Annotated in this window: 23 protein-coding genes, 1 tRNA gene and 1 other RNA gene; 21 read left to right on the top strand and 4 right to left on the bottom strand. The window is 47.0% G+C overall.

Annotated features, from left to right (window positions below; translation table 11 throughout):
• Position 1: 1 nt before the first annotated feature.
• From ACESZH_RS15160 to ACESZH_RS15120, 9 genes are all read left to right on the top strand, one after another.
• Entirely contained in the window at positions 2–1,816 is a 1,815-nt protein-coding gene (locus tag ACESZH_RS15160; RefSeq protein ID WP_373217512.1) for a sensor histidine kinase, read from the top strand.
• A 1-nt stretch (position 1,817) separates the two neighbouring features.
• Positions 1,818–2,858 (top strand): sugar ABC transporter substrate-binding protein, encoded by a 1,041-nt coding sequence (locus ACESZH_RS15155; protein ID WP_373217511.1) that lies wholly within the window; start codon positions 1,818–1,820, stop codon positions 2,856–2,858.
• 115 nt (positions 2,859–2,973) lie between these two features.
• Positions 2,974–4,032, top strand: coding sequence for a uroporphyrinogen decarboxylase family protein (locus ACESZH_RS15150; protein WP_373217510.1), 1,059 nt, complete (start codon positions 2,974–2,976; stop codon positions 4,030–4,032).
• A 52-nt stretch (positions 4,033–4,084) separates the two neighbouring features.
• Positions 4,085–4,408, top strand: a complete 324-nt coding sequence (locus ACESZH_RS15145; protein WP_373217590.1) for an L-rhamnose mutarotase — start codon at positions 4,085–4,087, stop codon at positions 4,406–4,408.
• Positions 4,409–4,525: 117 nt separating this feature from the next.
• Complete coding sequence (locus ACESZH_RS15140; protein WP_373217508.1) at positions 4,526–5,527, top strand: substrate-binding domain-containing protein; 1,002 nt, start codon at positions 4,526–4,528, stop codon at positions 5,525–5,527.
• Between the two features lie 165 nt (positions 5,528–5,692).
• Complete coding sequence (locus ACESZH_RS15135) at positions 5,693–7,180, top strand: sugar ABC transporter ATP-binding protein (protein ID WP_373217507.1); 1,488 nt, start codon at positions 5,693–5,695, stop codon at positions 7,178–7,180.
• A 13-nt stretch (positions 7,181–7,193) separates the two neighbouring features.
• Positions 7,194–8,195, top strand: a complete 1,002-nt coding sequence (locus ACESZH_RS15130) for an ABC transporter permease (protein WP_373217506.1) — start codon at positions 7,194–7,196, stop codon at positions 8,193–8,195.
• Positions 8,196–8,213: 18 nt separating this feature from the next.
• On the top strand, positions 8,214–9,239 hold the full coding sequence (locus ACESZH_RS15125; protein ID WP_373217505.1) for an ABC transporter permease: 1,026 nt from the start codon (positions 8,214–8,216) through the stop codon (positions 9,237–9,239).
• Positions 9,240–9,346: 107 nt separating this feature from the next.
• Complete coding sequence (locus ACESZH_RS15120; RefSeq protein ID WP_373217504.1) at positions 9,347–9,724, top strand: hypothetical protein; 378 nt, start codon at positions 9,347–9,349, stop codon at positions 9,722–9,724.
• A 95-nt stretch (positions 9,725–9,819) separates the two neighbouring features.
• On the opposite strand, the gene ACESZH_RS15115 is transcribed toward ACESZH_RS15120, so the two are convergent.
• Positions 9,820–9,904, bottom strand: a tRNA-Leu gene (locus ACESZH_RS15115).
• 205 nt (positions 9,905–10,109) lie between these two features.
• Here ACESZH_RS15115 and ACESZH_RS15110 point away from each other — a divergent pair.
• The 8 genes from ACESZH_RS15110 to rnpB all read left to right on the top strand — a co-directional run bounded on the left by ACESZH_RS15110 (position 10,110) and on the right by rnpB (position 19,012).
• Positions 10,110–11,120 carry a deoxyguanosinetriphosphate triphosphohydrolase gene (locus ACESZH_RS15110; protein ID WP_373217503.1) on the top strand — a complete coding sequence of 337 codons (1,011 nt, stop codon included), beginning with the start codon at positions 10,110–10,112 and terminating at the stop codon, positions 11,118–11,120.
• Between the two features lie 12 nt (positions 11,121–11,132).
• Positions 11,133–12,926: a DNA primase gene (gene dnaG, locus ACESZH_RS15105; protein WP_373217502.1), complete on the top strand. Its 1,794-nt coding sequence runs from the start codon at positions 11,133–11,135 to the stop codon at positions 12,924–12,926.
• Between the two features lie 38 nt (positions 12,927–12,964).
• Complete coding sequence (gene rpoD / locus ACESZH_RS15100; protein ID WP_373217501.1) at positions 12,965–14,095, top strand: RNA polymerase sigma factor RpoD; 1,131 nt, start codon at positions 12,965–12,967, stop codon at positions 14,093–14,095.
• An 11-nt stretch (positions 14,096–14,106) separates the two neighbouring features.
• Positions 14,107–14,811 (top strand): tRNA (adenine(22)-N(1))-methyltransferase TrmK, encoded by a 705-nt coding sequence (locus ACESZH_RS15095; RefSeq protein ID WP_373217500.1) that lies wholly within the window; start codon positions 14,107–14,109, stop codon positions 14,809–14,811.
• Complete coding sequence (locus ACESZH_RS15090; protein ID WP_373217499.1) at positions 14,798–15,580, top strand: Nif3-like dinuclear metal center hexameric protein; 783 nt, start codon at positions 14,798–14,800, stop codon at positions 15,578–15,580. Before ACESZH_RS15095 ends, ACESZH_RS15090 begins: the two co-directional genes overlap by 14 nt.
• 69 nt (positions 15,581–15,649) lie before the next feature.
• Positions 15,650–17,317, top strand: a complete 1,668-nt coding sequence (locus tag ACESZH_RS15085; RefSeq protein ID WP_373217498.1) for a nucleoside kinase — start codon at positions 15,650–15,652, stop codon at positions 17,315–17,317.
• Positions 17,318–17,363: 46 nt separating this feature from the next.
• Positions 17,364–18,599 carry a dicarboxylate/amino acid:cation symporter gene (locus ACESZH_RS15080; protein WP_373217496.1) on the top strand — a complete coding sequence of 412 codons (1,236 nt, stop codon included), beginning with the start codon at positions 17,364–17,366 and terminating at the stop codon, positions 18,597–18,599.
• Between the two features lie 57 nt (positions 18,600–18,656).
• An RNA gene (gene rnpB, locus ACESZH_RS15075) (RNase P RNA component class A) lies at positions 18,657–19,012 on the top strand.
• 66 nt (positions 19,013–19,078) lie between these two features.
• On the opposite strand, the gene ACESZH_RS15070 is transcribed toward rnpB, so the two are convergent.
• From ACESZH_RS15070 to ACESZH_RS15060, 3 genes are all read right to left on the bottom strand, one after another.
• Complete coding sequence (locus tag ACESZH_RS15070) at positions 19,079–19,516, bottom strand: aspartate carbamoyltransferase regulatory subunit (protein WP_373217494.1); 438 nt, start codon at positions 19,514–19,516, stop codon at positions 19,079–19,081.
• Positions 19,510–20,433: an aspartate carbamoyltransferase gene (gene pyrB, locus ACESZH_RS15065; protein WP_373217493.1), complete on the bottom strand. Its 924-nt coding sequence runs from the start codon at positions 20,431–20,433 to the stop codon at positions 19,510–19,512. The genes ACESZH_RS15070 and pyrB overlap by 7 nt, the downstream gene beginning before the upstream one ends.
• 81 nt (positions 20,434–20,514) lie before the next feature.
• Positions 20,515–20,901, bottom strand: a complete 387-nt coding sequence (locus ACESZH_RS15060) for a hypothetical protein (RefSeq protein ID WP_373217492.1) — start codon at positions 20,899–20,901, stop codon at positions 20,515–20,517.
• Between the two features lie 162 nt (positions 20,902–21,063).
• Between ACESZH_RS15060 and ACESZH_RS15055 the strand changes: the two genes are divergently transcribed.
• Genes ACESZH_RS15055 through ACESZH_RS15040 form a run of 4 tightly spaced genes read left to right on the top strand, consistent with a single transcriptional unit; the run spans position 21,064 to position 26,401 of the window.
• A complete protein-coding gene (locus tag ACESZH_RS15055; RefSeq protein ID WP_373217490.1) occupies positions 21,064–22,362 on the top strand; it encodes a folylpolyglutamate synthase/dihydrofolate synthase family protein in 1,299 nt (432 codons plus the stop codon).
• Complete coding sequence (gene pheA, locus ACESZH_RS15050) at positions 22,359–23,489, top strand: prephenate dehydratase (RefSeq protein WP_373217489.1); 1,131 nt, start codon at positions 22,359–22,361, stop codon at positions 23,487–23,489. Before ACESZH_RS15055 ends, pheA begins: the two co-directional genes overlap by 4 nt.
• 29 nt (positions 23,490–23,518) lie before the next feature.
• Positions 23,519–24,829 (top strand): ATP-binding protein, encoded by a 1,311-nt coding sequence (locus ACESZH_RS15045; protein ID WP_373217487.1) that lies wholly within the window; start codon positions 23,519–23,521, stop codon positions 24,827–24,829.
• 36 nt (positions 24,830–24,865) lie between these two features.
• Positions 24,866–26,401 (top strand): exopolyphosphatase, encoded by a 1,536-nt coding sequence (locus ACESZH_RS15040; protein ID WP_373217486.1) that lies wholly within the window; start codon positions 24,866–24,868, stop codon positions 26,399–26,401.
• Positions 26,402–26,408: the final 7 nt, after the last annotated feature.

Genomic DNA, 26,408 nt, shown 5'->3' with positions numbered 1-26,408 from the left:
CGTGAAAGACAGAAAAGAAAAAAGCCTGAAAAGCAGGGCGATGCAGCAGATTGCCCTGCTCATCGCTATTGCAATGATGGCTGCGATCGGAATGTTTTATTTTTTGTCCAGAGAAAGGACCATAAATGAACAGAAGCTGTATGAAAAGGAACATGTGAGCAATGTCATGTCTTACCTCAGTGATTATATTGATGAGGTGGATGCCGTCGCAAAATCTACAAATTACAATTACTATCTCCAGGATTATCTGGTGGAGGCGTTAAAAACGGAGAGAAATTCTGGTGATACAACGGGTATCGAAAACATGGTGGAGTACGAAATGAGCTCAAGGGCATTCAGCGACATCCTTCTTACCAGACCGGATGTTTCCAATATCATGGTTTTTGGCAGGAAAACACTTCTGTTTTATAAGACCCTGTATACATACCGGAATGTAATTGTGGATTACTCCCTGCAGGAATGGTATCGAAAGGCAATGGAAGATCCACAGAAGGCTGCGGTGACCGGACCGAACCAGCATTTCTTTTTCAGTATGAGCAATGAGCCCACTCTTTCTATCAGCCGGGTGGTACAGAATTGCCAGGATGGTTCTTTTTTGGGCGTGATCCTGATCGATGTGAATATGAATGAGATCGCAAAAATCTGTGAATCCATCCAGTCCGGTGATGATCAGGGAAGCCTGATGTGTATTCTCAATGAAAAAGGGGAAATTGTTTATGAACAGCAGGACGGAAAGAATGTACTGGGACTTGACGGGGAGGAAAACAAGGAAATACTGAATTCTTCCATAGAAAGTGCGGATGATGATTCCTTCCGGATCACGCTGAATAATGTGGACTATTTTGCCACAAAGGGAGAGATGGAAAAAGCAAACTGGACGGTACTGACTCTGAAGCCCTACAGAGATGTAATGTCCAGCCTGAACAGTACCATTATGGTAATGATCTTTGCGGTAGCAGCAACTCTTTTACTGACGCTGTTGGTACTCAACGGGATCTTGGCTGGAGTGATCGGGCCTCTTAAGAAGCTGCAGGTGCATATGGAGCGGGTAAATATTGAAAACCTGAATCACCCGGTTCCAATTCAGAGCAATGATGAAATCGGCAAGCTTTCCCAAAATTTCAACGAGATGCTGGAACGTATTGAAAATTTGAAAGAGCAGGTGGTGGAGGAGCAGGAAAATAAGCGCCGGTATGAACTGCAGGCTCTCCAGGCACAGATCAATCCACATTTTCTCTACAATACGTTGGACTCCATCATCTGGATGGCTGAGACCAACGACAAAAATATCGTTCCCATGACAGAGGCATTGGCAAAGCTGTTCCGCATTTCGCTGAACAAGGGCAATGAGGAGATTACACTGAAAAAGGAACTGGAGCATGTAAAGAATTATCTGATCATTCAGAACATGCGTTATGCGGATAAGTTTACTTATGAGATCAACATGGAGCCGGAGGTGGAAAAATGCAGGATCATCAAGCTGATCTTGCAGCCTATTGTAGAAAACTCCATTTACCATGGAATCAAGCTGAAAAAGGGAAGCGGGCATATCCGGATCGATGCCTTCCGGGAAGAGGATTTTCTGAAGATCAAAATCAGCGATGACGGCTGCGGTATGACCCAGGAGATGTGCGATAAGATCCTGTCGGATGAGATCGAGCCTGAAAATATCAGCGGTTCCGGTATCGGGGTAAGAAATGTTAATGAGAGGATCATGCTGCGATTCGGCGAAGGATACGGTCTGAAATATTACGGAGAGCTGGGAAAAGGGACAACCGTGGTCTATACGCTGCCGTTTGAACTGGAGGGACTGTAAGATGAGTAAAATAAAAAAAATCCTGACTGCGGCAGGCGGAGCCTTAATTGTTATATTTCTCGTGATGGGGTTTGTGGCAGCCGATGGCGGACGTATAAAAGTGAAAAGCGACAGCGTTCCGGAGACAGTAGAAAAAGAGAAGCGTGACAAGCTTATTATAGGCTGTACCCTGGCATCAGAACAAAGTGATTATCAGGAGGAACTGGGAAACCTGATGAACGATTTTGCCGCTAAGGATGATACGTATACCCTGGAGATCTGCTATGCCCAGTGGAATGTAGCCACCCAGGAAGAGCAGATGAGAAATTTCATCGAGGAAAAGGTAGATGCCATTATCCTCTGCCCTGTAAATGCAAAATCCTTTCTCAATGTTTTAAAAGAGGCAAATCAGGCAGGAATTCCTGTCATAAACCTGAACATGAAGGTAGACACGGTATCCTCGGAGTATGTGGCTGCATATGTAGGTGCCAGCATGTCTGAGGAGGCGGAAATGGCGGCTACCCTTGCAATTGGATATTTCGGAGGAAGGTACGGAAGGATCGGCATTATAGAAGGGATTCCGGGAAGCGACCCGCAGATTTACAGAACCCAGACATTTCTGGAAAAGCTGGCATCCCATTCAAATCTTGAAGTGGTGGGAATCGCAAACGGAGAATGGAAAAGCGAGAAGGCAAAGGAGGCGGCAGTGAACCTCCTGAAGAAAAATCCGGATATTGACATGATATACTGCCAGGATAATTATATGTCCCAGGGCGTGTACGAGGTGCTCAAAGAGCAGGGAATAGAGGAAGAAGTCGCGCTGATCGGAATCGGAAATGCAAGCGCGCATATGGAGGATATAAAGGAAGGACGGCTGTACGGGCTTGTGACACAGCCGCCGGAGTTTGAAGCCTATTATGCACTGGAGTGCGCAAAGAAAAGTGCGGTAGGGGAAAGCCTGCGGGCATGGTATAAGAATAAGGTGGAAATCCTGACAAAACAAAATGTGGAGAATTACCGTTCTCCAATGGAAGATATACTGAATTCACAATATGAAAAATAAGACTAAACCGATAAAAAAATTGAATTTATTTTTTTATCGGTTTTTTTTAATATAAACCCAGATGAAAATTGCGCAGGTAGTTATTTTGCGTGAAAAGTAAAGAAAGGGGATAATTATGAACAGTCTGGAACGTTTTTATGCAACAGTAAACAGAGAACCGGTTGACAGACCGGCAGCATGGCTTGGAATGCCGGATGTTTTCGCAAGACCGGCACTGTATAAGCACTATGGTATTGAGGAAGAGGGTGAAGAGGGCTTCCATAAACTGAAACTGGCTGTTGGAGATGACTTCTATGCAGTTGAGGTACCTTATCAGGCGCCGACTGCTTCTGCAATCTATGCAGCATTTGACTGGTACAGAGACGGTAATGTAGATGCAGAGGACAGAACCCTGACAACACCGGGCTGCTTTGCTGACTGCGAGGACGAAGAGGATCTGGAGGCTGTAAACTTTGAATGGCCTGACCCTGCAAAATATATTGATCCGGAAGAGTGCAGAAGACGTGTAGAAATGGCTCCGGAAGGAAAGGTTGCACTTGGTATGATGTGGTCCGCACATTTCCAGGATACCTGCGCTGCTTTCGGTATGGAAAATGCGCTGATGAACATGGTAGCAGCTCCTGAGGTTTATGAAGCCGTGGATGCAAAGATCATGGAATTCTATCTGAAAGCAAACGAGATTTTCTATGAGGCAACAAAGGGAAGATTAAATGCAGTCCTGATTGGTAACGATATGGGAAGCCAGAGAGGTCTGATGCTTTCACCGGAGATGGTTCGTAAATTTATCATCCCGGGCTGCAAAAAGCTGGTTGAGCAGGCTCATTCCTATGGTTTAAAGGTTATCTACCACTCCTGCGGTTCCATAGCAGACGTTATTCCGGATCTCATTGAAGCCGGTGTTGATATTATCCATCCGATCCAGGCTCTTGCAGCCGGAATGGAGCCACAGGGCCTGAAAGACAAATTTGGCGATAAGGTTGCGTTCTGCGGCGGTGTAGATACCCAGGATCTTCTTGTAAACGGAACACCGGAGCAGGTACAGGCCAAGGTAAAAGAGCTTCGTACTATTTTCCCCACTGGACTGATACTTTCACCAAGCCATGAGGCAATTCTTCCGGACATTCCTCCGGCAAACATTAAGGCACTGTTTGATGAGGCAACCAAGATTTATTAAGATGCCAGGCAGCGGATCATAAGATTTTAATAAGAAGGGATGAGTGAAGAATATGATGCGGTTCGGACAGATGATCAAAGTAAAACCGGAGGGACTTGAGGCTTATAAAAAATACCATGCAAATCCTCTTCCGGGCGTAAACGAAATGATCAAGGAATGCAACCTCCAGAATTATTCCATTTACAGCAGAGGAGATTACCTCTTTACCTATTTTGAGTATGTAGGCGACGACTATGAGAAGGATATGGCGAAGATGGCGGCAGATCCGACAACCCAGGAATGGTGGGATCTGGTAAAACCTCTTATGCAGCCGCTGGAGGACAGACTGGAAGGCGAATTCTGGTCTGATATGGAAGAGATTTACCATTTGGATTAAATATGAAAAATAAGACTAAGCCAATGAAAAAATTGAATTTATTTTTTAAACGGCTTTTCTTAAAATAACATTATCAAACACAAGAGCAGAAAACTGCAGAAAAAGGAGGAACTTAAAATGAAAAGAAAACTGACAGCAGGCTTACTTTGCTTCGCAATGGGAATCACCACCTTAGCAGGTACAACGGCAGTATTTGCAGAGGAAGCAGATACACCAACGATCGCTTTCGTACCTAAGGTTATGGGCCAGGCATGGTGGGATCATGTACAGGAAAACGTAGAAGAGTGGTCAGAGGAAAACGGCATTGACGTAATCTACAAAGGACCGACAGATGTTGATGCAGCAGCGCAGGTACAGATCATGACAGACCTTGTAAACCAGGGTGTTGACGTACTTTGCTTCTCACCGAACGACCCGGACGCATGTGAAGCTGTCTGTAAAGAAGCTATGGATAAAGGTATCATCGTAATCGCTACTGAGGCTTCCGGTATGGAAAACGTAACCTATGACATCGAGGCATTTGATGAGACAGGTCTTGGCGGATTCCTGATGGATCAGCTTGCAGAGCAGATGGACGGCGAAGGTCAGTACATCACAATGGTTGGTTCCATGACAATGGAATCCCAGAACAACTGGGCAGACGCAGCAGTTGCCCGTGCAGAGGAAGCATATCCGGATATGGAGCTTGTTCCGGACGCACGTGTTGCAGATGATTCTGACGCTGAGAAAGCATATGAGCTGACAAAAGAGCTGATCACCAAATATCCGGATCTGAAAGGTATCCTTGGAACAGGTTCCTTCGATGCGCCTGGCGCAGCACGTGCTATTCAGGAGCTTGGTCTGACCGGCAAAGTATTTGCTATCTCCGTAGCAATGCCTCTGGAAGTTGCTGACTACCTTGAGGACGGAACTCTTGGTTCTGTAGCTCTTTGGGATGCAGGCGTTACCGCAAAAGCTATGCTGAACTGTGCAGTGAAGCTGTTCAACGGCGAGGAGATCGCTGACGGCGCAGACCTTGGCGTAGAAGGCTACGATGCAGTTGCACTTCAGGATAAGGTTCTTGTTGGACAGGGCCAGATCGCGATCACAAAAGAGAACTGCTACGACTTCGGATTCTAATTTGTTGAAACGAAAGTTTCGGAATACATGAACAGTATTGGGGCAGAGAAGCTGGCTTCTCTGCCCCGGTAATTAACAGGAAGAAATTGTACGCGATTGAATCTGCGGATCATTTGCGCAGACCTGTTACAGGTTATGAAGAATAAAGAGGGAGTGTGCACGCTTATGTCAGAGTACTTACTTGAAATGTCTGGGATATGCAAGTCCTTTTCCGGTGTACATGCGCTGGATCATGTAAACTTTGCAGTCAGACCCGGTAAGGTTATGTGTTTAGCTGGAGAAAACGGATGTGGAAAGTCTACACTTGTAAAAATTATCTCTGGTGTATATACCAGGGATGAAGGTGAGGTAACCTTTGAGGGAAAGAAAATCTCAAAGATCACACCAGCGGAAGCTACCCAGTTAGGCATTCAGGTTATCTATCAGGATTTATCGATTTTCCCCAACCTGACGGTTATGGAAAACCTTGCAATCAACTCAGAGATCACAGCCGGCAAAAAGCTTGTCAACAGAAAACGCTGGGAAGCTACGGCAAAAGAAGCTTTATCAAAAATTGGATATCATATTGACCTGCACGCAAAAATGGGCGAGCTCAGTGTTGCAGACAAGCAGCTTGTTGCTATTTGCCGTGCACTGTTATTTAATGCGAAATTGATCATCATGGACGAGCCGACCACCGCCCTGACGAAAAAGGAGGTTGACGCATTATTTAAAACCGTTCGTCAGCTTAGGGATTCCGGCATCGCCATCATGTTTATCAGCCATAAGACCGAGGAGATTTTTGAAATTTCTGATGATGTCTGCATTATGAGAAATGGCAAAAATGTATATTCCGGTCTGACGTCTGACCTTACCCGTGAAAAATATACATACTACCTGACCGGAAGAGAGCTGGTGGAGGATCGTTTCATTCCTACCAACATCAGCAAGGAGCCGGTTCTGAAGGTGGAAAATCTTACACTGAAGGATAAAAAATGTAAGAACATTTCCTTTGATCTGAAAAAAGGTGAGATCCTGGGCGTTACAGGACTTCTTGGTTCCGGACGTACGGAGCTGGCACTTAGCCTGTTCGGTCTGGAAAAGATCGAATCAGGAAATATCATGCTGAACGGACAGTCTGTAAAGATCAGTTCCCCGATCGCAGCTCAGAAAATGAAGATTGGCTATGTGCCTGAGGACCGACTGACTGAGGGACTCTGTCTGCAGCAGCCGATCGCAGATAATATTACGTTGTCTTCCCTGAAGCGTCTTTCCAATTCCTTTGGTATCATCAAAAAGCAGGATATTATTGATGATGCAAATATCTGGAAAGAGAAATTCTCTATTGCAACGGATGATGTGCGCAAGTTTGCATCCACACTGTCTGGCGGTAACCAGCAGAAAATCGTACTGTCCAAGTGGCTGAGCAATGACCTGGATGTTCTGATCCTCAATGGCCCGACCGTTGGTGTTGACGTAGGCGCAAAACAGGATATCCATCATCTGGTTCATGAACTGGCAAACGAAGGTCTGGCTGTTATCATTATTTCTGATGATTTGTCAGAAGTTGTTGTGAACTGCAGCCGTGTAATCGTAATGAAGGATGGCGGCATTGTCGGTGAAATGACCGGTGATGATATTACAGAAGAAAACATCCTTGAAATTATTCGCTAAGGAGGGCTGCGTAATGAATAAAGCTGCGTTAAAGCGCATGACAAAGAGAACAGAGCTTTACATTTTTATTGTTCTCATCGTTATGTGCATTGCAATTCAAGTAATTTCTCATGGTCAGCTATTTGAAGCAGACAAAATTGTAACAATTCTGCGTTCTATGGTTGTGGACGGTATGTTTGCCATGTGCTGTCTGGTAGTTATGGTTTCCGGCGGGTTCGACCTGTCATTCCCTGCTATCGCTTCCCTGGCTTCCTGTCTTTCCGCTACAATCTGTGTTAATAACGGATGGTGCGACACAAACCCGCTGATCGGTATTCTGCTGGCAATCGTGATCGGATTTATCCTTGGTATGCTCAATGGCTGGATCATTTCCAACTTTAAGCTGAATACCATGATCGTAACTCTGGCTACCCAGACATTCTTTACCGGTATTACCATGGGTCTTCTCCAGCTTAAGGAGATCACCTCCAAGCTGCCAAAGGGCTTCCGTGCAATGGGTGAAGCATATCTCTTTGAGGTATATAACTCTGCAGGACTTCGGTCTACCATGACCTCCATGTTTATTTTCCTGGTGGTTCTGTGCATCGTCGTTTCCTTTGTGCTGAAACACACCATGTTCGGACGTGCTCTGTATGCAATCGGCGGCAACGAGGTTTCCGCAGAGCGTGCAGGCTACAATGTAAAGAAGATCAAATTCCTGCTGTATTCTATCGTAGGCGCTATGGCAGGCTTTATCGGGATCATCCGTGTAAGTATGGCGCGTCAGGCTATCCCCAAGGCTCTCGATGGAAAAGAAATGACGATCATCCCGGCTGTTATCCTTGGCGGTGCCAGCATCTTCGGTGGCGAAGGTTCTGTATTTGGTACTGTTTGTGCGGTTGGTATCATCACTGTCGTATCCAATAGTATGTTGCTTTTGGGCATTGGTACTTACTGGCAGGATTTCTTCAACGGACTTGTAATCCTGATTGGTATCACCATTTCTGCTGTACAGGCAAAACGCCGTAACGGTTGATGAAAGGAGGAGTATTCAATGAAAATTAAAGAGTATTTAAAGAAAAATCAATATACCTCCATTCTGTTGGTGATGATGGCAGTAGTGCTGGTGTTCTTCACGATCACAAAGGGAGGAACCCTTTGGAATATCGGTACCTGGAAGGGTATTGTAATGCAGTTCCCTGAGTACGGTGTTATGACGATCGGCGTTATGTTCTGTTTTATCGCCGGGTTGATGGATATGTCCTTTGTTATGCTTGGAAACTTTGCATGTATCCTGGGTGTTCAGTTCATGGCATCCCGTGTGACTGAGGATATGTCAAACGGACGTGTTGTTTTGATCATTCTGGAAGCTTTTGTGATTATTATGCTGGTAGGCGCTGTTGGCGGCGTGATCAACGGTCTTCTGGTAAGTAAGCTGGGTATCCCGCCTGTAATGGCAACCATCGCCATGCAGATGGTATGGCTGGGAATCTCCACTGGTCTTACACAGGGTTATACCGTATCCGGTGTTCCGTCTCTTTACATTGATTTCGGACATAAGATGCTGTTCGGCTTCCTTCCTGTTCCTATGCTGATCTTCCTGATCTGCTTTGCAATTGCAGCATTCCTTCTGAAATACACTGTATACGGAGAGAAGCTGTACATGCTGGGTACCAACACAAAGGCTGCAAAATTCTCCGCAATCAATACAGACCGTATGATCATCGGAACCTTTGTGATCTGTGATATGTTCTGCTGCGTGGGAAGCATGCTGATGGTTTCCACACTTGGCTCCGCAAAGGCTGACTACGGTGAATCCTACGTTATGAGGATCATCCTGATCCTGGTTCTGGCAGGCGTACTGCCGGATGGCGGTATGGGTAAGATCATCAACGTATTCCTTTCCATCGTGATCATCCAGATCATTGCATCCGGTGTAAACATGTTCCCGAACCTGAATCCGTACCATGCAAGCTTTATCTGGGGCGGACTTCTGATCCTGGTTCTGATCTTCAGCACCAAGATGACAGGCGAGAACGCATTTTTGAAGCTGCTTAAGCCGAAAAAGAAGAGTGCGTGAAATAATTTGAAATAACTTTTAATGAATGAATAGATGGTAAGCAAAAAGGGCTGTGCAAAAAGGCATGGTCCTTTTTGCCGTGTCGGATTCTGTCGGATAAAAAGAAAATGACTATGGCGTTTGAAACTGCGGTATGGTATCATATCGGTACAGGCAGTTTATCTGCCTGGAAAAAGGTAAAGGAGGTGAAACGGATGACAGACAGGGAGATCCTTGAGCTGGTGCTGGAAAAAGTGAGTTCCTTGGAAAACAGAATGGCCAGCATGGAGGCCAATCAGGAGAAGATGCAGGAAAGCATCGGAATGTTGGACATCAGGGTGGGACTTGTACAAAAGAGGATTGAAAATCTGGAACTGGATGTAAAAGTGGCAGAGCGGGATATCCGCAGAGATATCAAACTGCTTCAGGACGGACAGGAAACCCTGATCGAGGTGCTGGAGCAAAAGGGAATCCTGCCGGATACAAAAGATTTCGATTACATATAGAGATGAATAGGGCTCTGCTTTGGCAGAGCTTTTTCTGATGCCAAAACAAAAAATAACGATAACCTCTGATACCTCAAAGATTATCGTCAATCAAATGCGGAAGATGGGACTTGAACCCACACAAGCGCAATGCTTACAAGATCCTTAGTCTTGCTCGTCTGCCAGTTCCGACACTTCCGCATATCGCATTTCCTTGGGATTCTTTGTTTCTCCCTCGCGACAAGTGATAGTATAGCAAAGCGTAAATGGAAAGTCAACACCTTTTTTAAAAAAAAATAAAAAATTTTCAAGTTTTTTTTGAAAAAAAGAGGAATTTGAAATTTTGTGTAGAATATAATTAATAAGAGGAATTTTCGGTGTATTGTCAGCCTGTGGAGGATGAGATATGAATATCAGGGAAAGCATGGAATTAAGGGAAGCTGAGCTTTTAAGTCCTTATGCGGCCTTAAGTGGGCGCTCCAGAGGGCGTGACCGCCCTGAGGAGGAATGCGATGTGCGGACCGTATATCAGCGCGACAGGGACAGGATCCTGCACTGTAAGGCTTTCCGCAGGCTAAAGGACAAGACACAGGTATTCCTGGCTCCCCAGGGGGATCATTACCGGAACCGGCTGACTCACACCCTGGAGGTTTCCCAGATAGCCAGAACCATTGCAAAGGCGCTGCGGTTAAATGAAGACCTGGTAGAAGCTATTGCACTTGGACATGATCTGGGTCATACGCCCTTCGGTCATGCCGGGGAACGGGCATTAAATGACGTTCATCCCGACGGTTTTGCCCACTACAGGCAGAGTGTGCGAGTGGTGGAGGTTCTGGAGAAAAACGGCGAAGGTTTGAATCTTACCTGGGAAACAAGGGATGGCATTCTGAATCACCGTACCAGCGGGCATCCGGCCACACTGGAAGGTCAGGTTGTACGCTTTTCCGACAAGATTGCCTACATTCATCACGATATGGATGATGCCCAGCGTGCCGGGATCATTACGGAGGACGACATCCCCATTACGCTGCGGATGTTCCTTGGCTATACCACCAGGGAACGGCTGAACACTTTTGTCCATGACATCATTGAGAACAGCATGGACAAAGATGTGATCCAAATGTCGCCTCAGGTACAGGAGGCTTTGACAGATCTGCGCTCTATTATGTTCCGCAACGTCTACTTGAATCCTGTAGCAAAAAAAGAAGAGCAAAAAGCAATCAAGATGCTGACAGAATTATATGAGTATTACATAGAACACCCTGATGCCATGTCCCGGGAATACCGGGAGCTGACCATGTACAGGGGTGTCCCCAAGGCCCAGGCAGTCTGCGATTACCTGTCCGGCATGACAGACCAGTATTCCATGGAAAAGTTCCGTGAAATCTATATCCCAAAAGCCTGGGAGGTGTATTAAAGGAGGAAAGAAATGCGATATTCTGACGATATCATTGAAGAAGTGCGAATGAAAAATGATATTGTAGATGTGATATCCCAGTATGTGAAGCTGACAAGGAAGGGAAGCTCTTATTTCGGTCTGTGTCCCTTTCACAATGAGAAGACCCCATCCTTTTCCGTAACGCCCTCGAAGCAGATGTACTACTGCTTCGGATGCGGTGCAGGGGGAAATGTCTTTAACTTTGTGATGGAATATGAAAATTATTCCTTTGGGGAGGCGTTGTCCCATCTGGCGGACAGAGCGGGGGTCCAGCTTCCAAAAATAGAATATTCAAAGGAAGCCAGGGCAAAAGCCGAAAGGCGTTCTGCGCTTCTGGAGATCAACAAGCTGGCAGCCCAGTATTTTTACTACCAGCTTCGGAGGGAAAATGGCCGCATTGCCCATGATTATCTTACGGGCAGGGGCTTAAGCGAAGAAACCATTAAAAAATTCGGGTTGGGTTATTCGGACAAATACAGCGATGACCTGTATAAATATCTGAAATCAAAAAATTACAGCGATGATCTTTTGCGGGATTCAGGTCTGTTTAATGTGGACGAGCGCCGGGGCATGTACGACAAATTCTGGAACCGGGTTATTTTTCCCATCATGGATGTGAATAACCGGGTCATCGGCTTCGGCGGCCGTGTCATGGGGGATGGAAAGCCAAAATACCTGAATTCCCCCGAAACGCAGATTTTCGATAAAAGCCGCAATCTATACGGTCTGAATGTGGCAAGAACAACCAGAAAAAAATATCTGATTTTGTGTGAGGGATATATGGATGTGATCTCCATGCACCAGGCGGGCTTTACCAATGCGGTAGCTTCGCTGGGAACAGCCCTTACCTCGGGACATGCAAGCCTTGTAAAGCGCTACACCCAGGAGGTGCTCCTCTTATATGACAGCGATGATGCAGGCGTCAGGGCAGCGCTTCGTGCAATCCCTATTTTAAAGGAGGCAGGGGTAACTTCCCGTGTGGTCAACCTGAAACCACATAAGGATCCCGATGAGTTTATCAAAGCAGAGGGCGCAGAAGCCTTCGAAAAACGGCTGGAACAGGCAATGGACAGCTTTATGTTCCGGGTGACGGTGAGCGAGAGGGATTTTCCCATGGACGAGCCGCAGGGATTGAACCGGTTTTTTGAAGGGTGCGCGCAGATGCTTTTGGAGCTTTCCGATGAATTGGAGAGAAATCTGTACATAGAAGCGATTGTAAAGCAGTATGCCCGGTACGGCATCAGTGCGGAAAACCTTCGCAAAAGGGTAAATGCCCTGGCTATGAAGGGAACGCCGGCAGAGCGCCGGGTACAGCCGAAAACAGGAAATCCGGAGCAAAAGAAAAAGGAGTCTGCTTCTGAAAAGGCGCAGAAGCTGATGCTTACCTGGCTTGTGAGCTATCCGGGAATTTTTGACACGGTGGAGAAATATCTCTCCCCTTCGGATTTTGTGGTCCCATTGTACCGGGAGGTGGCAGAAATGCTTTATGAGCAGCACCGGCAGGGCGAGGTAAACCCCGCAAGACTTCTCAATGCTTTTACAGACAGCGCGGAGCAGAGAGAGGTGGCATCACTTTTTAATGCAACTATCCATCTGGAGACAAAGGGGGAGCAGGAGAGGGCTTTTTCGGACGCTTTGATCCGGATCAAGCAGGAAAGTCTGGACGAAAAGAACCGAAACTGGAACCCCGCTGATATGGAAGGACTGCAGGAACTGGTGAAAGCCAAAAAAGAGTTGGAGAACCTTGGAAGAAAACGGCAGCAACTGCATATTTCTTTTGAATAAGGATAAAATATAAACACTATATGGAGGTTAAGACACCTATGGAAATGAATATGGGCAAATTCAGTGAAAAACTGGTAGAGCTTCTGGAACTTGCAAAAAAGAAGAAAAATGTACTGGAATATCAGGAAATCAACGACTTTTTCAAGGACCAGCCCCTGGATGCAGAGCAGACAGACAAAATTTTTGATTTTCTTGAGGCAAGCGGTGTAGATGTTCTGCGCATCACCGGAAATGATGTGGATGACACGCTGATGCTGGATGATGACGTGGATATTGACGGACTGGATGAGGAGGAAGAGGTAGAGCTGGACAAGATCGACCTTTCTGTTCCCGAAGGTGTCAGCATCGAAGATCCGGTGCGTATGTACTTAAAAGAAATCGGAAAGGTACCTCTTTTGACCGCAGAGGAGGAGATCGAGCTTGCAAAGAGAATGGAGCAGGGTGATGAGAATGCCAAGAAGCGTCTGGCTGAAGCAAACCTCCGTCTGGTGGTCAGCATTGCAAAGCGTTATGTGGGCAGGGGAATGCTTTTCCTGGATCTGATCCAGGAAGGAAACTTAGGTCTTATCAAGGCTGTGGAAAAATTCGATTACCGCAAGGGGTATAAATTCAGTACCTATGCCACCTGGTGGATCCGCCAGGCTATCACAAGAGCCATTGCAGATCAGGCGCGTACGATCCGTATTCCGGTGCATATGGTAGAGACGATCAATAAGCTGATCCGTGTTTCCCGTCAGCTTCTTCAGGAACTGGGACGTGAACCAAGCCCGGAGGAGATTGCAGAGGAGATGGACATGTCTGTGGAGCGTGTCCGTGAGATCCTGAAAATTTCCCAGGAGCCGGTTTCTCTGGAAACGCCTATCGGTGAGGAAGAGGACAGCCATCTCGGTGATTTTATTCAGGATGACAATGTTCCGGTTCCGGCGGATGCCGCTGCCTTTACTTTGTTAAAGGAACAGCTTGTGGAAGTATTGGGAACTCTGACTGAGAGAGAGCAGAAGGTTCTCCGTCTGCGCTTTGGTCTGGACGATGGACGTGCCAGAACTCTGGAGGAGGTTGGAAAAGAATTTAACGTAACCAGAGAGCGTATCCGTCAGATTGAGGCAAAAGCCCTGAGAAAGCTGCGTCACCCGAGCCGCAGCCGCAAACTCAAGGACTATCTGGATTAAGGAGTAAAGCGATGCAGTTATCCTTACGCTTGTCTGCAATTGCAGAGATGGTGACAGAAGGAAACCGGCTTGTGGATGTGGGCTGCGACCATGGATATTTGCCGGTATACCTTGTATTAAATAAAAAAATCCCCTCTGCCATTGCCATGGATGTGCGGAAAGGGCCCCTTTCCAGGGCGGAAGAACATATTGCACAGTTCGGCATGGAGAGGTACATAGAGACACGGCTTTCGGACGGTCTGGCAGCACTGTCTTCCGGAGAGGGTGACACTCTGGTGATCGCCGGGATGGGAGGACCGCTTATGGAACGGATCCTGACAGATGGAGCCTCTGTCCGGGAAAGCTTTGGGGAAATGATCCTGCAGCCTCAGTCTGATATTCCACATTTTCGGCGTTTTATAAGAGCGCAGGGATGGGAGATCCGGCAGGAGGATATGGTGCTGGAGGACGGCAAATTTTACCCCATGATGCGCGTGACAAAGGCAGAAAGCATACCGCCCTACAGCCGCGAGGAAGAGGCTTTCGGAAAGCTTTTGCTGGATAGGCGGCATCCTGTTTTGAAGGAATATCTGCTTCGGGAGCTGCGGATCCGAAATGACATAGCCGGAAAGCTTGCGCAGGCGCCGAAGCCGTCTGCGGTGGCAGAGCGCTTACAGGAAGTAAAGGAGGAACAGCAGCTTATCCTGGCTGCTTTAAAGAAATATGAAAGCTTATGAAATGACAGCCTGGCTGGACAAAATGTATCCGGCCTCTGCTGCAGAAGACTGGGATAATGTAGGGCTTCTGGTGGGAGACGATGAAAGGGAGATTTCCCATATTTTCCTTGCTCTGGATCTGACAGAGGAGACACTGGAGGAAGCAGTTTCCTGCGGCGCAGATATGATCATTACCCATCATCCTATGATTTTTTCCGGGATGAAGAAAATAAATAACCACAGCTTTACAGGCAGAAAGGTTCTGAAGCTTATTGAGCGCGGGATTCCCTATTATGCGATGCACACCAATTACGATATTCTGGGGATGGCAGATTTAAGTGCGGATTATATCAGGCTTTCGGATACAAAGGTACTTTCTGTTACAGAGCAGGATGAGAACCATGTCCAGGGCTTCGGGAGAGTCGGAAAGCTTCCGCGCAAAATGACTCTGAGAGAATACGCCGGACTTGTGAAGGAATCGCTGAAATTAAACGATGTGAAGGTTTACGGAGACCCGGAGGGAGAAGTGGAGTGCGCAGCCATCTGTACCGGCTCTGGCAAAAGCATGTTGGGAGAGGCACTTGCCTCCGGAGCAGATGTGTATGTGACTGGAGATATTGACCATCACACCGGAATCGATGCGGTAGCCCAGGGCCTGTACCTCATTGATGCAGGGCACTATGGCACGGAATATATTTTCATGGATGCCATGAAGGAAAAGCTGAATCAGGCATTTCCTGATCTGAAAGTAACCTGTGCAGAGGTAAAAAGCCCGTATATGATCGTATAATGATATCAGGATTAAAAGTGTGCGGCAATCCGTATCATACGGAATGCTAAAGGCAGCAAGGAGGGCATTATGGATAACAAAATGGTAAAGGTAACAATTGGAGACAGCACAAAAGAATACCCAAAAGGAATCCGTTTTGCGGAGGTCGTGAAGGAGTATGAAGGAACCACAGATGCTTCCATTATCCTGGTGATTTCCAATGGAAAGATCCGGGAGCTGCACAAAAAGATTAACACCGACTGCACGGTAAAGTTTATCACCACCAGAGATGGAATCGGAAACAAGACGTATAAGAGGAGCGCCTGCCTTATTCTTCTGAAAGCAATTTATGATGTAGCAGGAAAGGAAAATATTTCAAAGGTAGTGCTTCATTACTCTGTAGGTTCCGGCTATTATTTTACCATGAAGGGGAATACCATCTTAAATGAAGCGTTTCTCGGACAGGTAAAGGCGCGGATGACTGAGCTTGTGGAAGCTGAGATTCCCATTCTCAAAAGGAGCGTAAGCACCGATGAGGCGATCGCTCTGTTTCACAGGCATGGGATGTACGACAAGGAGAAGCTTTTCCGCTACCGCAGGGTTTCCAAGGTAAATATTTACAGCATTGAGAATTTTGAGGATTATTATTACGGAGCCATGGCATACAACACCGGGTATATCCGGTATTTTGACCTGAAACTTTACGATGACGGATTTGTACTGCTTCTTCCGGAGGCAAATGAGCCGGACAAAATTCCGGAGCTTTGCCCGAGTGAAAAAATCTTCCGTGTACAGAAGGAATCGGAGGAGTGGGGAGAGAAGCTGGAGATTTCCACGGTTGGGGAGCTGAATGATCAGATCACCAGACAGGGGATCCGCCAGATCATGTTGATGCAGGAGGCTGTGCAGGAGGCAAAGATTTCCGAAATTGCCCGGAAGATCGCGGAATCAGGAAATAAAAAATTTGTGATGATCGCCGGTCCGTCCTCATCAGGGAAAACAACCTTTTCCCACAGGCTTTCCATACAGCTTGCGGCCCATGGGCTGAAGCCCCATCCCATTGCAGTGGATAATTATTTTGTAAACAGAGAGATGACGCCTTTGGATGAGTATGGGGAAAAGAATTACGAATGTCTGGAAGCCATTGATGTGGAGCAGTTTAATAAGGATATGCTGGGGCTTTTGAGCGGCAAAAGGGTGGAGCTGCCTGTGTTTAATTTTAAGACAGGGCAGCGGGAGTATAATGGCAACTATATGCAGCTGGGCAAAGACGACATTCTGGTGATCGAGGGGATTCACGGCTTAAACGATAAGCTGAGTTATGCCCTTCCAAGGGAGAGTAAGTTTAAGATCTATATCAGCGCCCTTACCCAGCTTAACATTGACGAGCACAACAGGATTCCCACCACGGACGGACGTCTGGTCCGCCGGATCGTCCGGGATGCCAGGACAAGAGGTACATCCGCAAAGTCCACCATTGCCAGGTGGCCGTCGGTTCGCAGGGGAGAGGAACAGAATATTTTCCCCTACCAGGAGGAAGCGGATGTGATGTTCAATTCTGCACTGATCTACGAGTTGGCATGCCTGAAGGTATATGCGGAGCCTTTGTTGTTCGGAATCGACAAAAGCGAGCCGGAATACCTGGAGGCAAACAGGCTTTTGAAGTTTTTTGATTACTTTGTTGCGGTTCCCAGCGAAGAGGTACCCAATAATTCACTTCTTCGGGAATTTATAGGAGGAAGCTGCTTTCACGTATAACAGACGTTGAAAGTTATGCAAATTACATTTAAGAGGGGGATTTTTTATGAGTGAAACAGCAGGAAAGAAGAGAAAAGTATCCTTGACCATGCGGATTTTCATTGCGTTGGTGCTTGGAGTAGTTGTGGGAATCGCCATGCAGGGAGTGTCTGACGTGGCGGAGAGTTATATTAAGCCCTTTGGTACGATTTTCCTGAATCTGATCAAGATGGTTGTGGTTCCGGTGGTTCTGCTTTCCATCATGCAGGGTATTATCTCGCTGCAGGACGTGAAAAAGGTAGGCTCCATTGGTATTAAGACTGTGGTTTACTATATGTGCACAACAGCCTTTGCCGTTACTCTTGGTCTGCTTTTGGCAAATCTGTTAAACGTAGGTGCAGGTTATAATCTGGGAACAGAGGAGCTGGTGTATGAGGCAGCGGAGGCGCCCAGCTTTATGGACACCCTTGTGAATATTTTTCCGTCCAATGCCATTCAGCCGCTTGCAAGCGCTACCATGCTGCAGGTAATTGTGATCGCCCTGTTTTTCGGCTTTGGTATCATTGTGGCAGGAGAAAAGGGAAAGGTTGCCAAGGATGTGATAGACAGCTTTTCAGAGGTAAGCTTTAAGGTAATGGAGATGATCATTAAGCTGTCACCAATCGGTGTTTTTGCTCTGATCTGTCCGGTTGTGGCTAGCAACGGACCAGCCGTTTTGCTTCCGCTTCTGAAAGTGATCGGTGTGGCATATCTGACCTATGTAGTCCACATGGTGGTGGTATACTCCTCTACTGTGAAGGTGATCGCGGGAATGAGCCCTGTTACATTCTTTAAGGGAATGAGCCAGGCAATGATCTTTGCATTCTCCAGCGCCAGCAGTGTGGGTGCCCTTCCGTTCAACCTGGAATGTACCCAGAAGCTTGGGGCAAGAAAAGAGGTTGCAAGCTTTGTACTTCCCCTTGGGGCTACTATTAATATGGATGGAACTGCCATTTATCAGGGCGTGTGCGCCATCTTTATTGCACAGATCTTCGGCTTTGATCTGACCATCAGCCAGCAGATCACCATTATTCTTACCGCGACACTGGCATCTATCGGAACAGCAGGTGTTCCCGGCTCCGGAATGATCATGCTTGCCATGGTTCTGGAGAGCGTAGGGCTTCCACTGGAGGGAATCGCTCTTGTTGCAGGAATCGACCGGATCCTGGATATGGGACGTACCTGTGTCAACATTACAGGCGATGCGGCATGTACCATCTGTGTGGATTCCATGGAGAAGAAAAAAGAGGCAAGAAGAGCGTAGAGACAGGATATTTCACTCTTTACAGAAGAAAAAATCCATGCTAGAATAACATTTGCGCAACCAGGCCAGGTAATCGCGGCTGGACAGACGAAAGGGTTCAGACGAGGAAAGTCCGGGCTTCGCAGGGCAGGATGCCGGATAACGTCCGGTGGAGGTGACTCCCAGACCAGTGCAACAGAAATAAACCGCCCGGAGCTTGTTCTCCGGGTAAGGGTGGAAAGGCAGTGTAAGAGACTACCGCCGTCCTGGTAACAGGCCGGGCACATGTAAACTCCATTCGAAGCAAGACCGAAAAGAAAGCGATACGGCTGCCCGTCGTGCTTTCAGGTGGGTCGCTTGAGCCAGTCGGCAACGGCTGGCCTAGATAGATGATTACCCAATGACATAACCCGGCTTATCGGTCTGATTGCGCATTCAGAAAAAAGTAACTCCCGTGGAGCAGTTCAATCTGCTCTGCGGGAGTTTTTCTGATCTTACAATTATTTATTTCGTTTTCCGCGATATTTCTCTTCGCAGTATTTGCATCTGTAAATCTCTTTTTCCTCATCAGCCAGAACGAAAACATGGTCAAGACCCTGCTCAATGGAAGTGATGCAGCGGGGGTTTTTGCACTTGATCACATTGACTACCTGTTTGGGAAGGCGGAGATCCTTTTTCTCTACGATCTTTTCATCCTTGATGATATTTACTGTAATATTGTGGTCAATAAAGCCCAGAATGTCAAGGTCAAGGTCCTCAAGGGGGCATTCTACCTTGATGATATCCTTTTTGCTCATTTTGTTGCTGCGGGCATTTTTGATAATGGCAACCGTACAGTCAAGCTTATCCAGCTTCAGGTCATGATAAATGGTCATGGCCTTTCCTGCTTTGATATGATCCAAAACATAGCCTTCACGAAGTGCTCCAACATTTAACATGGCAATTCCACCTCCAGTAATGTGAGAATCAGGGCCATACGTACATATACGCCGTACTGTGCCTGTTTGAAATATGCAGCTCTTGGATCGCTGTCAACCTCTACAGAAATTTCATTGACACGGGGCAGCGGATGGAGAATGTACATATCCTCTTTTGCAAGCTCCATTTTCTGTTTGTCCAGTATGTAGAAATCCTTCATACGGACATAATCCTCTTCGTTGAAGAAACGCTCCTTCTGCACACGGGTCATGTACAGAATGTCCAGATCCGGAATCGCGTCCTCCAGACGTTCTACCTCTTCGAACTCTACATTGTTGCGTTTCAGAACATCCTCACGGATATAGCTTGGGATGCGCAGCTCCTCCGGGGAGATCAGGACAAATTTTACATTTTCATAACGTACCAGCGCTTCAATCAGGGAGTGAACGGTACGGCCGAATTTTAAGTCTCCGCACAGACCAATGGTAAGGTTGCCTAAACGGCCTTTTAAAGAACGAATGGTAAGTAAGTCTGTAAGAGTCTGGGTGGGATGCTGATGGCCGCCGTCACCGGCGTTAATTACTGGAATATTAGATGCCATAGAAGCGACAAGCGGAGCACCTTCTTTTGGGTGACGCATAGCACAGATATCTGCATAGCAGGAAACAACACGAATGGTATCGGCAACACTTTCGCCTTTTGTTGCGGAGCTGGAATCAGCGGTTGAAAATCCCAGGACCTTTCCGCCAAGGTTCATCATAGCAGCCTCAAAGCTTAGCCTGGTACGTGTGCTTGGTTCATAGAACAGGGTTGCAAGCCTTTTGTCATCACAGGTATGGGCGTATTTCTTTGGATTCTTCTCAATATCGCTGGCCAGATCCAGAAGCTTCTCAAGCTCCGGTATGGACAAGTCCAACGGACTCATTAAGTGTCTCATGTCATACCTCCATTAATCTTTTTTGTGTAAGGAACCTGTAAAATTCCTTTCGTTCTATCATATAATACCTCTATGTTTTTTTCAAGAAGATTTTGTGAGTATTTTTTCGAAAAGTAATCCGGTTGCAAACCATACAGGGGCGTAATCCAGCCGGATGACTCCTTTGTAATGATGGGGTGTGCTGCTGTAATCCCAGGGGCACATATGGAAATGCTTTAAAAGGCTGCCGCTTAAAAATTCCGTAAGATAAATGGCGGCAGTGTAAAAGCAGCCCCTCACTGCGGTGGGAAAACGGCAGATTTTTTTATACACCGGGCCGATCAGGGAAGCACAGCCGTAGATTGGAAACATAAGCAGGGAGGTTTTGCCCATCATGGTGGGCTCCCCTGCAAGCAAAGCGTGAAGCCCGGTCCACATGACCTCCAGACACCAGCCCACGGAACCGCAGAGCAGAAAATTATTCTTCAAAAAATCAGCCTCCTTAACATATTTTTAACCTGTTTCTAGTATTGCCCGCCTTGAAAAAATCATACTGGTGGATTATAATAATTGCGAGTGCCGCGTGGCGGGCGATTATTCGCTGCGCCGCAATTTGCGAAGCAAATTTAATATAGATTGGAGCAGCAGAAGATGAATTATCAGGAAAGCCGGGCTTACATCGATGAGGCGTCACAGTATGGCGCTGTTCTGGGTCTTGGCAACATGCGCGAAATGCTGGAGCGTCTTGGAAATCCTCAGGAGGAACTGCAGTATGTCCATGTGGCGGGAACCAATGGAAAAGGCTCGGTGATTGCTTATTTATATACAACACTTACAAAGGCGGGCTACCGGGTAGGCCGGTACATTTCTCCCACCTTGTATTCCTATCGCGAACGAATGGAGATTTCCGGCGAAAGGATCAGCCGGGAAAAATTTGTCCGATATGTAGAGCAGATTTCTGAAGTTATCCAGGATATGACAGCACAGGGGCTTCCTCATCCAACCCCGTTTGAGATTGAAACAGCAGTGGCATTTTTGTTCTTCAAAGAAGAAAAATGCGACCTTGTAATTATGGAAGTGGGAATGGGCGGCGATCTGGATGCCACCAATATTATAAAAAATACTAAGCTTGCAGTTCTTGTCTCCATCAGCATGGATCACATGGAATTTCTGGGAAATACCCTGGGAGAGATTGCAGAGAAAAAAGCCGGCATCATAAAACCGGGTTGTCGGGCAGTGACAGCATACCAGAGGCCGGAGGCAGCACAGGTCATCAGTAAAAAGTGTGCAGAATTTGGGGTGGCCTGTAAAATATCGGATGCTTCAGGGGCAGAGATCATTTCTGAGGATGTGGACGGCCAGACCTTTGTATGGCAGGGGGAAACCTACCGGGTCCCGCTGGCTGGTGTTTACCAGAAGGAAAATGCAGTCCTTGCCCTGGATGCCCTTGAGATTCTGGACAAGCTTGGCTACAGGACTACAGATGAGCAGAGAAAAAAAGGGCTTGCCGCTACAAGCTGGAGAGGACGATTTACGGTTTTGTGCAAAGATCCGCTGTTTGTGGTGGACGGAGCGCATAATCCTGCGGCAGCCGATATGATGGCAGCGTCTATTGAACATTATTTTTCCGGCAAAAGGCTGTATTTTATCATGGGAATGTTCCGTGATAAGGATTACAGAAGTGTTCTGAAAAAAACAGCACCCTATGCGGAAAAGATTTTTACCATAGAGACTCCGAATAATCCCAGGGCTTTGCCTGCCCGGGAGCTGGCAAAGGCAGCAGCAGAGTTTCATTCCGATGTGGAAGCGGAAGAGAGCCTTGAGGAGGCTGTGGAGAAAGCCTTTGCCCTGGCAGAGCCGCAGGATGTGATCCTTGCTTTCGGGTCTCTGTCTTTTATCGGGGAGCTTACGGGAATTGTAGAACAACGAGAGGATAAAGTAGAATCATGACGGATTTACAGCAGTGCAGACAGGAAATCGACAGGATAGATAATGAGATCATCCGCCTTTTTGAAGAAAGAATGAAGGTATGTGAGGATGTGGCGGAGTATAAGATACGCACCGGGATGCAGGTCCTTGACCCTGAGAGGGAGCGGGCGAAAATCGCTTCATTAAAGGAAAAAGCACACGGAGAGTTCAATGCTCTTGGCGCCCAGGAGCTGTTTCAGCAGATCATGGCGATCAGCCGGAAACGCCAGTATCAGCTTCTGACCCAGCACGATGTAAAGGAATCCGAGGATTTTAAGATGGTAAAGGAGCTTCCGCGCTCCGGCGTGACGGTGGTCTTTCAGGGCGTGGAAGGGGCGTACAGCTACGGTGCGATGAGAGCTTATTTTGAAGATGATATCAAAAGCTACCATGTAAAAACCTTCCGCGATGCCATGGAAGAGGTGGCAAAAGAAAATGCGGATTACGCCGTTTTGCCCATAGAGAATTCCACTGCCGGAATTGTGGCAGATATTTACGATCTTCTCACAGAATACCAGCTTTATATAGTGGGAGAGCAGATCATCCGGGTGGAGCATGTGCTTCTGGGGCTGCCTGACGCGGAGATCTCAGATGTGAAAAAGGTATTTTCCCATCCGCAGGGGCTGGCACAGTGCAAGCAGTTTCTGGAGGAGCACAGGGACTGGAAGAGCACAGAGGTCAGCAATACCGCGGCAGCGGCAAAAAAAGTCAGCGAGGAGCAGGACAAGAGCCAGGCAGCTATCGCGAGCCGTGACGCAGGGGAGGTTTTCGGACTGAAGGTGCTGGCAGAAAATATCTGCCGGAACGGACTGAATTCCACCCGTTTCATTATCTTAAGCAAAAATCCTGTTTATGAGGAGAACGCAGGGAGAGTGAGCACCTGTTTTGAGGCACACCACACAAGCGGAAGCCTTTACAATATGCTGTCTCATATCATTTATAATGGATTGAACATGACAAGAATTGAATCACGGCCTATTCCGGAAAAAACATGGGAGTACCGTTTTTTCGTGGATTTTGACGGAAACCTGCGGGACAGCGCGGTAAAAAATGCCCTTCGGGGAATCCAGGCAGAGGCAAGCTCCCTGCGGATCCTGGGAAATTATTAAAGGAATTACAGACAGAAAGAGGAACAAAAATGGCTAGAACAGATGAGTGTATTCTTTACCGTGATTTTTTGCACGGGGAAATACTGGATACCATGACAGCTTTGATAAATGCCTGGGAAAATGGAGAAAAAGGCCTGGAAGACAGAAAAGGGGAATTCTTTCAGTGTCTCAACGGTCTGGTGGAGCTGGCAGGAATGTATGGCTTTTCGGGCAATCTGTGGCATAATTATCTGACCCAGCTTCTCGTAAACCATGAAAACGCCTTCAGCACAGCCTGCGAGATCCGGGGAGCGGTGGATGGCAGCATCAACATGCTGGCGATGAATGATTTTGAAATTTTCAAGGAACTTTATGACTATGATCTGACAGTTTTTGATACCATATTTCACACTGCCTGCTGCAAAGAGCTTGTATCCTATGAAAACATCAATGGAAACAGCAAAATGTATAACCAGCGTATTCGTGACCGGATCTGCAGCATGAGCAAAACACTGGCGGCAGCCAAAAGCACAGAAGAGTTTATGGCTGATATGGTGCAGTTCTATAAGGATTTCGGAGTCGGAAAGCTGGGCTTACATAAAGCCTTCCGTATCGAACACGATGAGGAGGGGCATGTGGTAATCGCACCGATCACAAGGATTGCCCACGTAAAGCTGGAGGACCTTGTGGGATATGAGATTCCAAAGAAAAAGCTTATCGAGAACACAGAAGCTTTTGTCCGCGGCAGAAAAGCAAACAACTGTCTGCTTTTCGGTGATGCAGGAACCGGAAAATCTTCCAGTATCAAGGGAATCCTGAACCGCTACTATGACGAGGGACTCCGCATCATTGAGGTTTACAAGCACCAGTTTCAGGATCTGAACGATGTGATCGCGCAGATCAAAAACCGCAATTACAAGTTTATCCTGTATATGGATGATCTTTCCTTTGAGGAATTTGAGATTGAATATAAATATCTGAAAGCAGTGATCGAGGGCGGACTGGAGAAAAAACCGGACAATATCCTGATCTATGCCACCAGCAACAGACGGCATCTTGTAAGAGAGAAGGCGACAGACAAGCTGGAGCTGGCGGATGACAATGATCTTCATTCCTCTGACACGGTGCAGGAGAAGCTTTCTCTTGTATATCGTTTCGGAGTACGCATATATTTTGGCGCACCAGATAAAAAGGAATTTCAGAACATTGTGAAGGTGCTGGCAGAGAGACACGGTGTGGATATGCCGGAGGACGAACTGCTTCTGGAGGCAAACAAGTGGGAGCTTTCACACGGCGGACTGACAGGGCGGACGGCCCAGCAGTTTATTGATCACGTTCTGGGAACTATGACACAGAAGTAAAGAAAAGGGGCTTTTTATAAAGGAGGAGGAAACAACATGGCAGTGACTACATTTGCGGCAATCGACATCGGCTCCTATGAAGTCAGCATGAAGATTTTTGAGCTGTCTAAAAAAATCGGGTTTCGGGAGATAAACGATGTCCGTTACCGCCTGGAGCTTGGAAAAGGAGCTTATTCCAGCGGAACATTGGATATGGATACGGTGGATGCGATCTGCGAGATCCTGGGAGATTTCAAACGGATGATGGCAGAGTTTGGGGTGGCAGAATACCGTGCCTGCGCTACCAGTGCATTTCGTGAACTGAAAAATCCGATCATTGTAATTGAACAGATTTTCCAGAGAACAGGAATCCGTGTGGAAATACTCAGCAATGCGGAGCAGCATTTCCTGGGCTATAAATCCATTGCGGCTATTGAGAACGGCTTTAAGAAAATGATACAGAAGGGAACCGCCATTCTGGACGTGGGAGGCGGAAGCCTGCAGGTTTCCCTTTTTGATAAGGATGCGCTTGTGACGACCCAAAGCCTTAAAATGGGAAGCGTGAGAATACGTGAAAGACTCAGGGAGCTGGAAAAAACAAATACCCATTATGAACAGCTTGTTGAGGAGTTTATCAGAAATGACCTGATGAGCTTTCAGAGGCTTTACCTGAAGGATCGTGATATAAAGAACGTGATCCTCATGGGAGATTTCCTGACGGACACTATTTTCAGGGAGGAGCGTCAGGATAATATTGTCACAAATAAAGAGTTTGAAAAACGATATGAAAATACAGTTTATAAGTCAACGCAGGCGCTTGCGGAGGAGATGGATATTGATCCTGAATACGCAACCCTGATCGTGCCCACTATGGTCATCTGCAAGAATTTCATCGATCTGTTTCATGCAGAATCCCTGTGGATGCCGGGAGTTTCCCTGCTTGACGGTATTGCCTATGATTTTGGGGAAAAGAAAAAATTTATTAAAAGCGTCCATAATTTTGAAAATGATATCCTTGTGGCGTCCAAAAACATTGCAAAGCGCTATTCCACTGGAAAAAGCCATATTCAGGGAACAACTGACCTGGCGCTTGCCATCTTTGACAGTATGAAAAAGGTACATGGCATGAAAGCAAGGGAGAGGCTGCTTCTGCAGATCGCAGTACAGCTTCATGACTGCGGAAAATATATCAGCATGGGAGATGTGGCAGAATGCTCTTACCGCATTATCATGGCTACAGAGATCATCGGCCTTTCCACAGAGGAGCGGCAGATCATTGCCAGCGCGGTGCGGTACAATACTGCGGAATTTGTGTACTATGATAAGTTCGAGGGTGAGACTGGCGTTGACAAGTCACGCTATCTGCTTATCGCAAAGCTTGCAGCTATTCTTCGCCTTGCAAACGCCATGGACCGCAGCCATTATCAGAAGGTAAAAGGATTAAAGGCAGTCTTAAAGGACCGGGAGCTTTCCCTCGTGGTTGATTCTGACCAGGATATCTCCCTGGAGCTTGGGCTTTTGAAGGATAAGGTGGAATTTTTTGAAGAGGTATTTGGCATCCGTCTGGTACTCAGACGCAAGAGAAAAATGTAGAGGTGGT

It is taken from the genome of Ruminococcus sp. 5_1_39BFAA, assembly GCF_964240875.1.
Taxonomy (GTDB): domain Bacteria; phylum Bacillota; class Clostridia; order Lachnospirales; family Lachnospiraceae; genus Blautia_A.
This window is presented reverse-complemented; position numbering and strand designations above follow the sequence as displayed.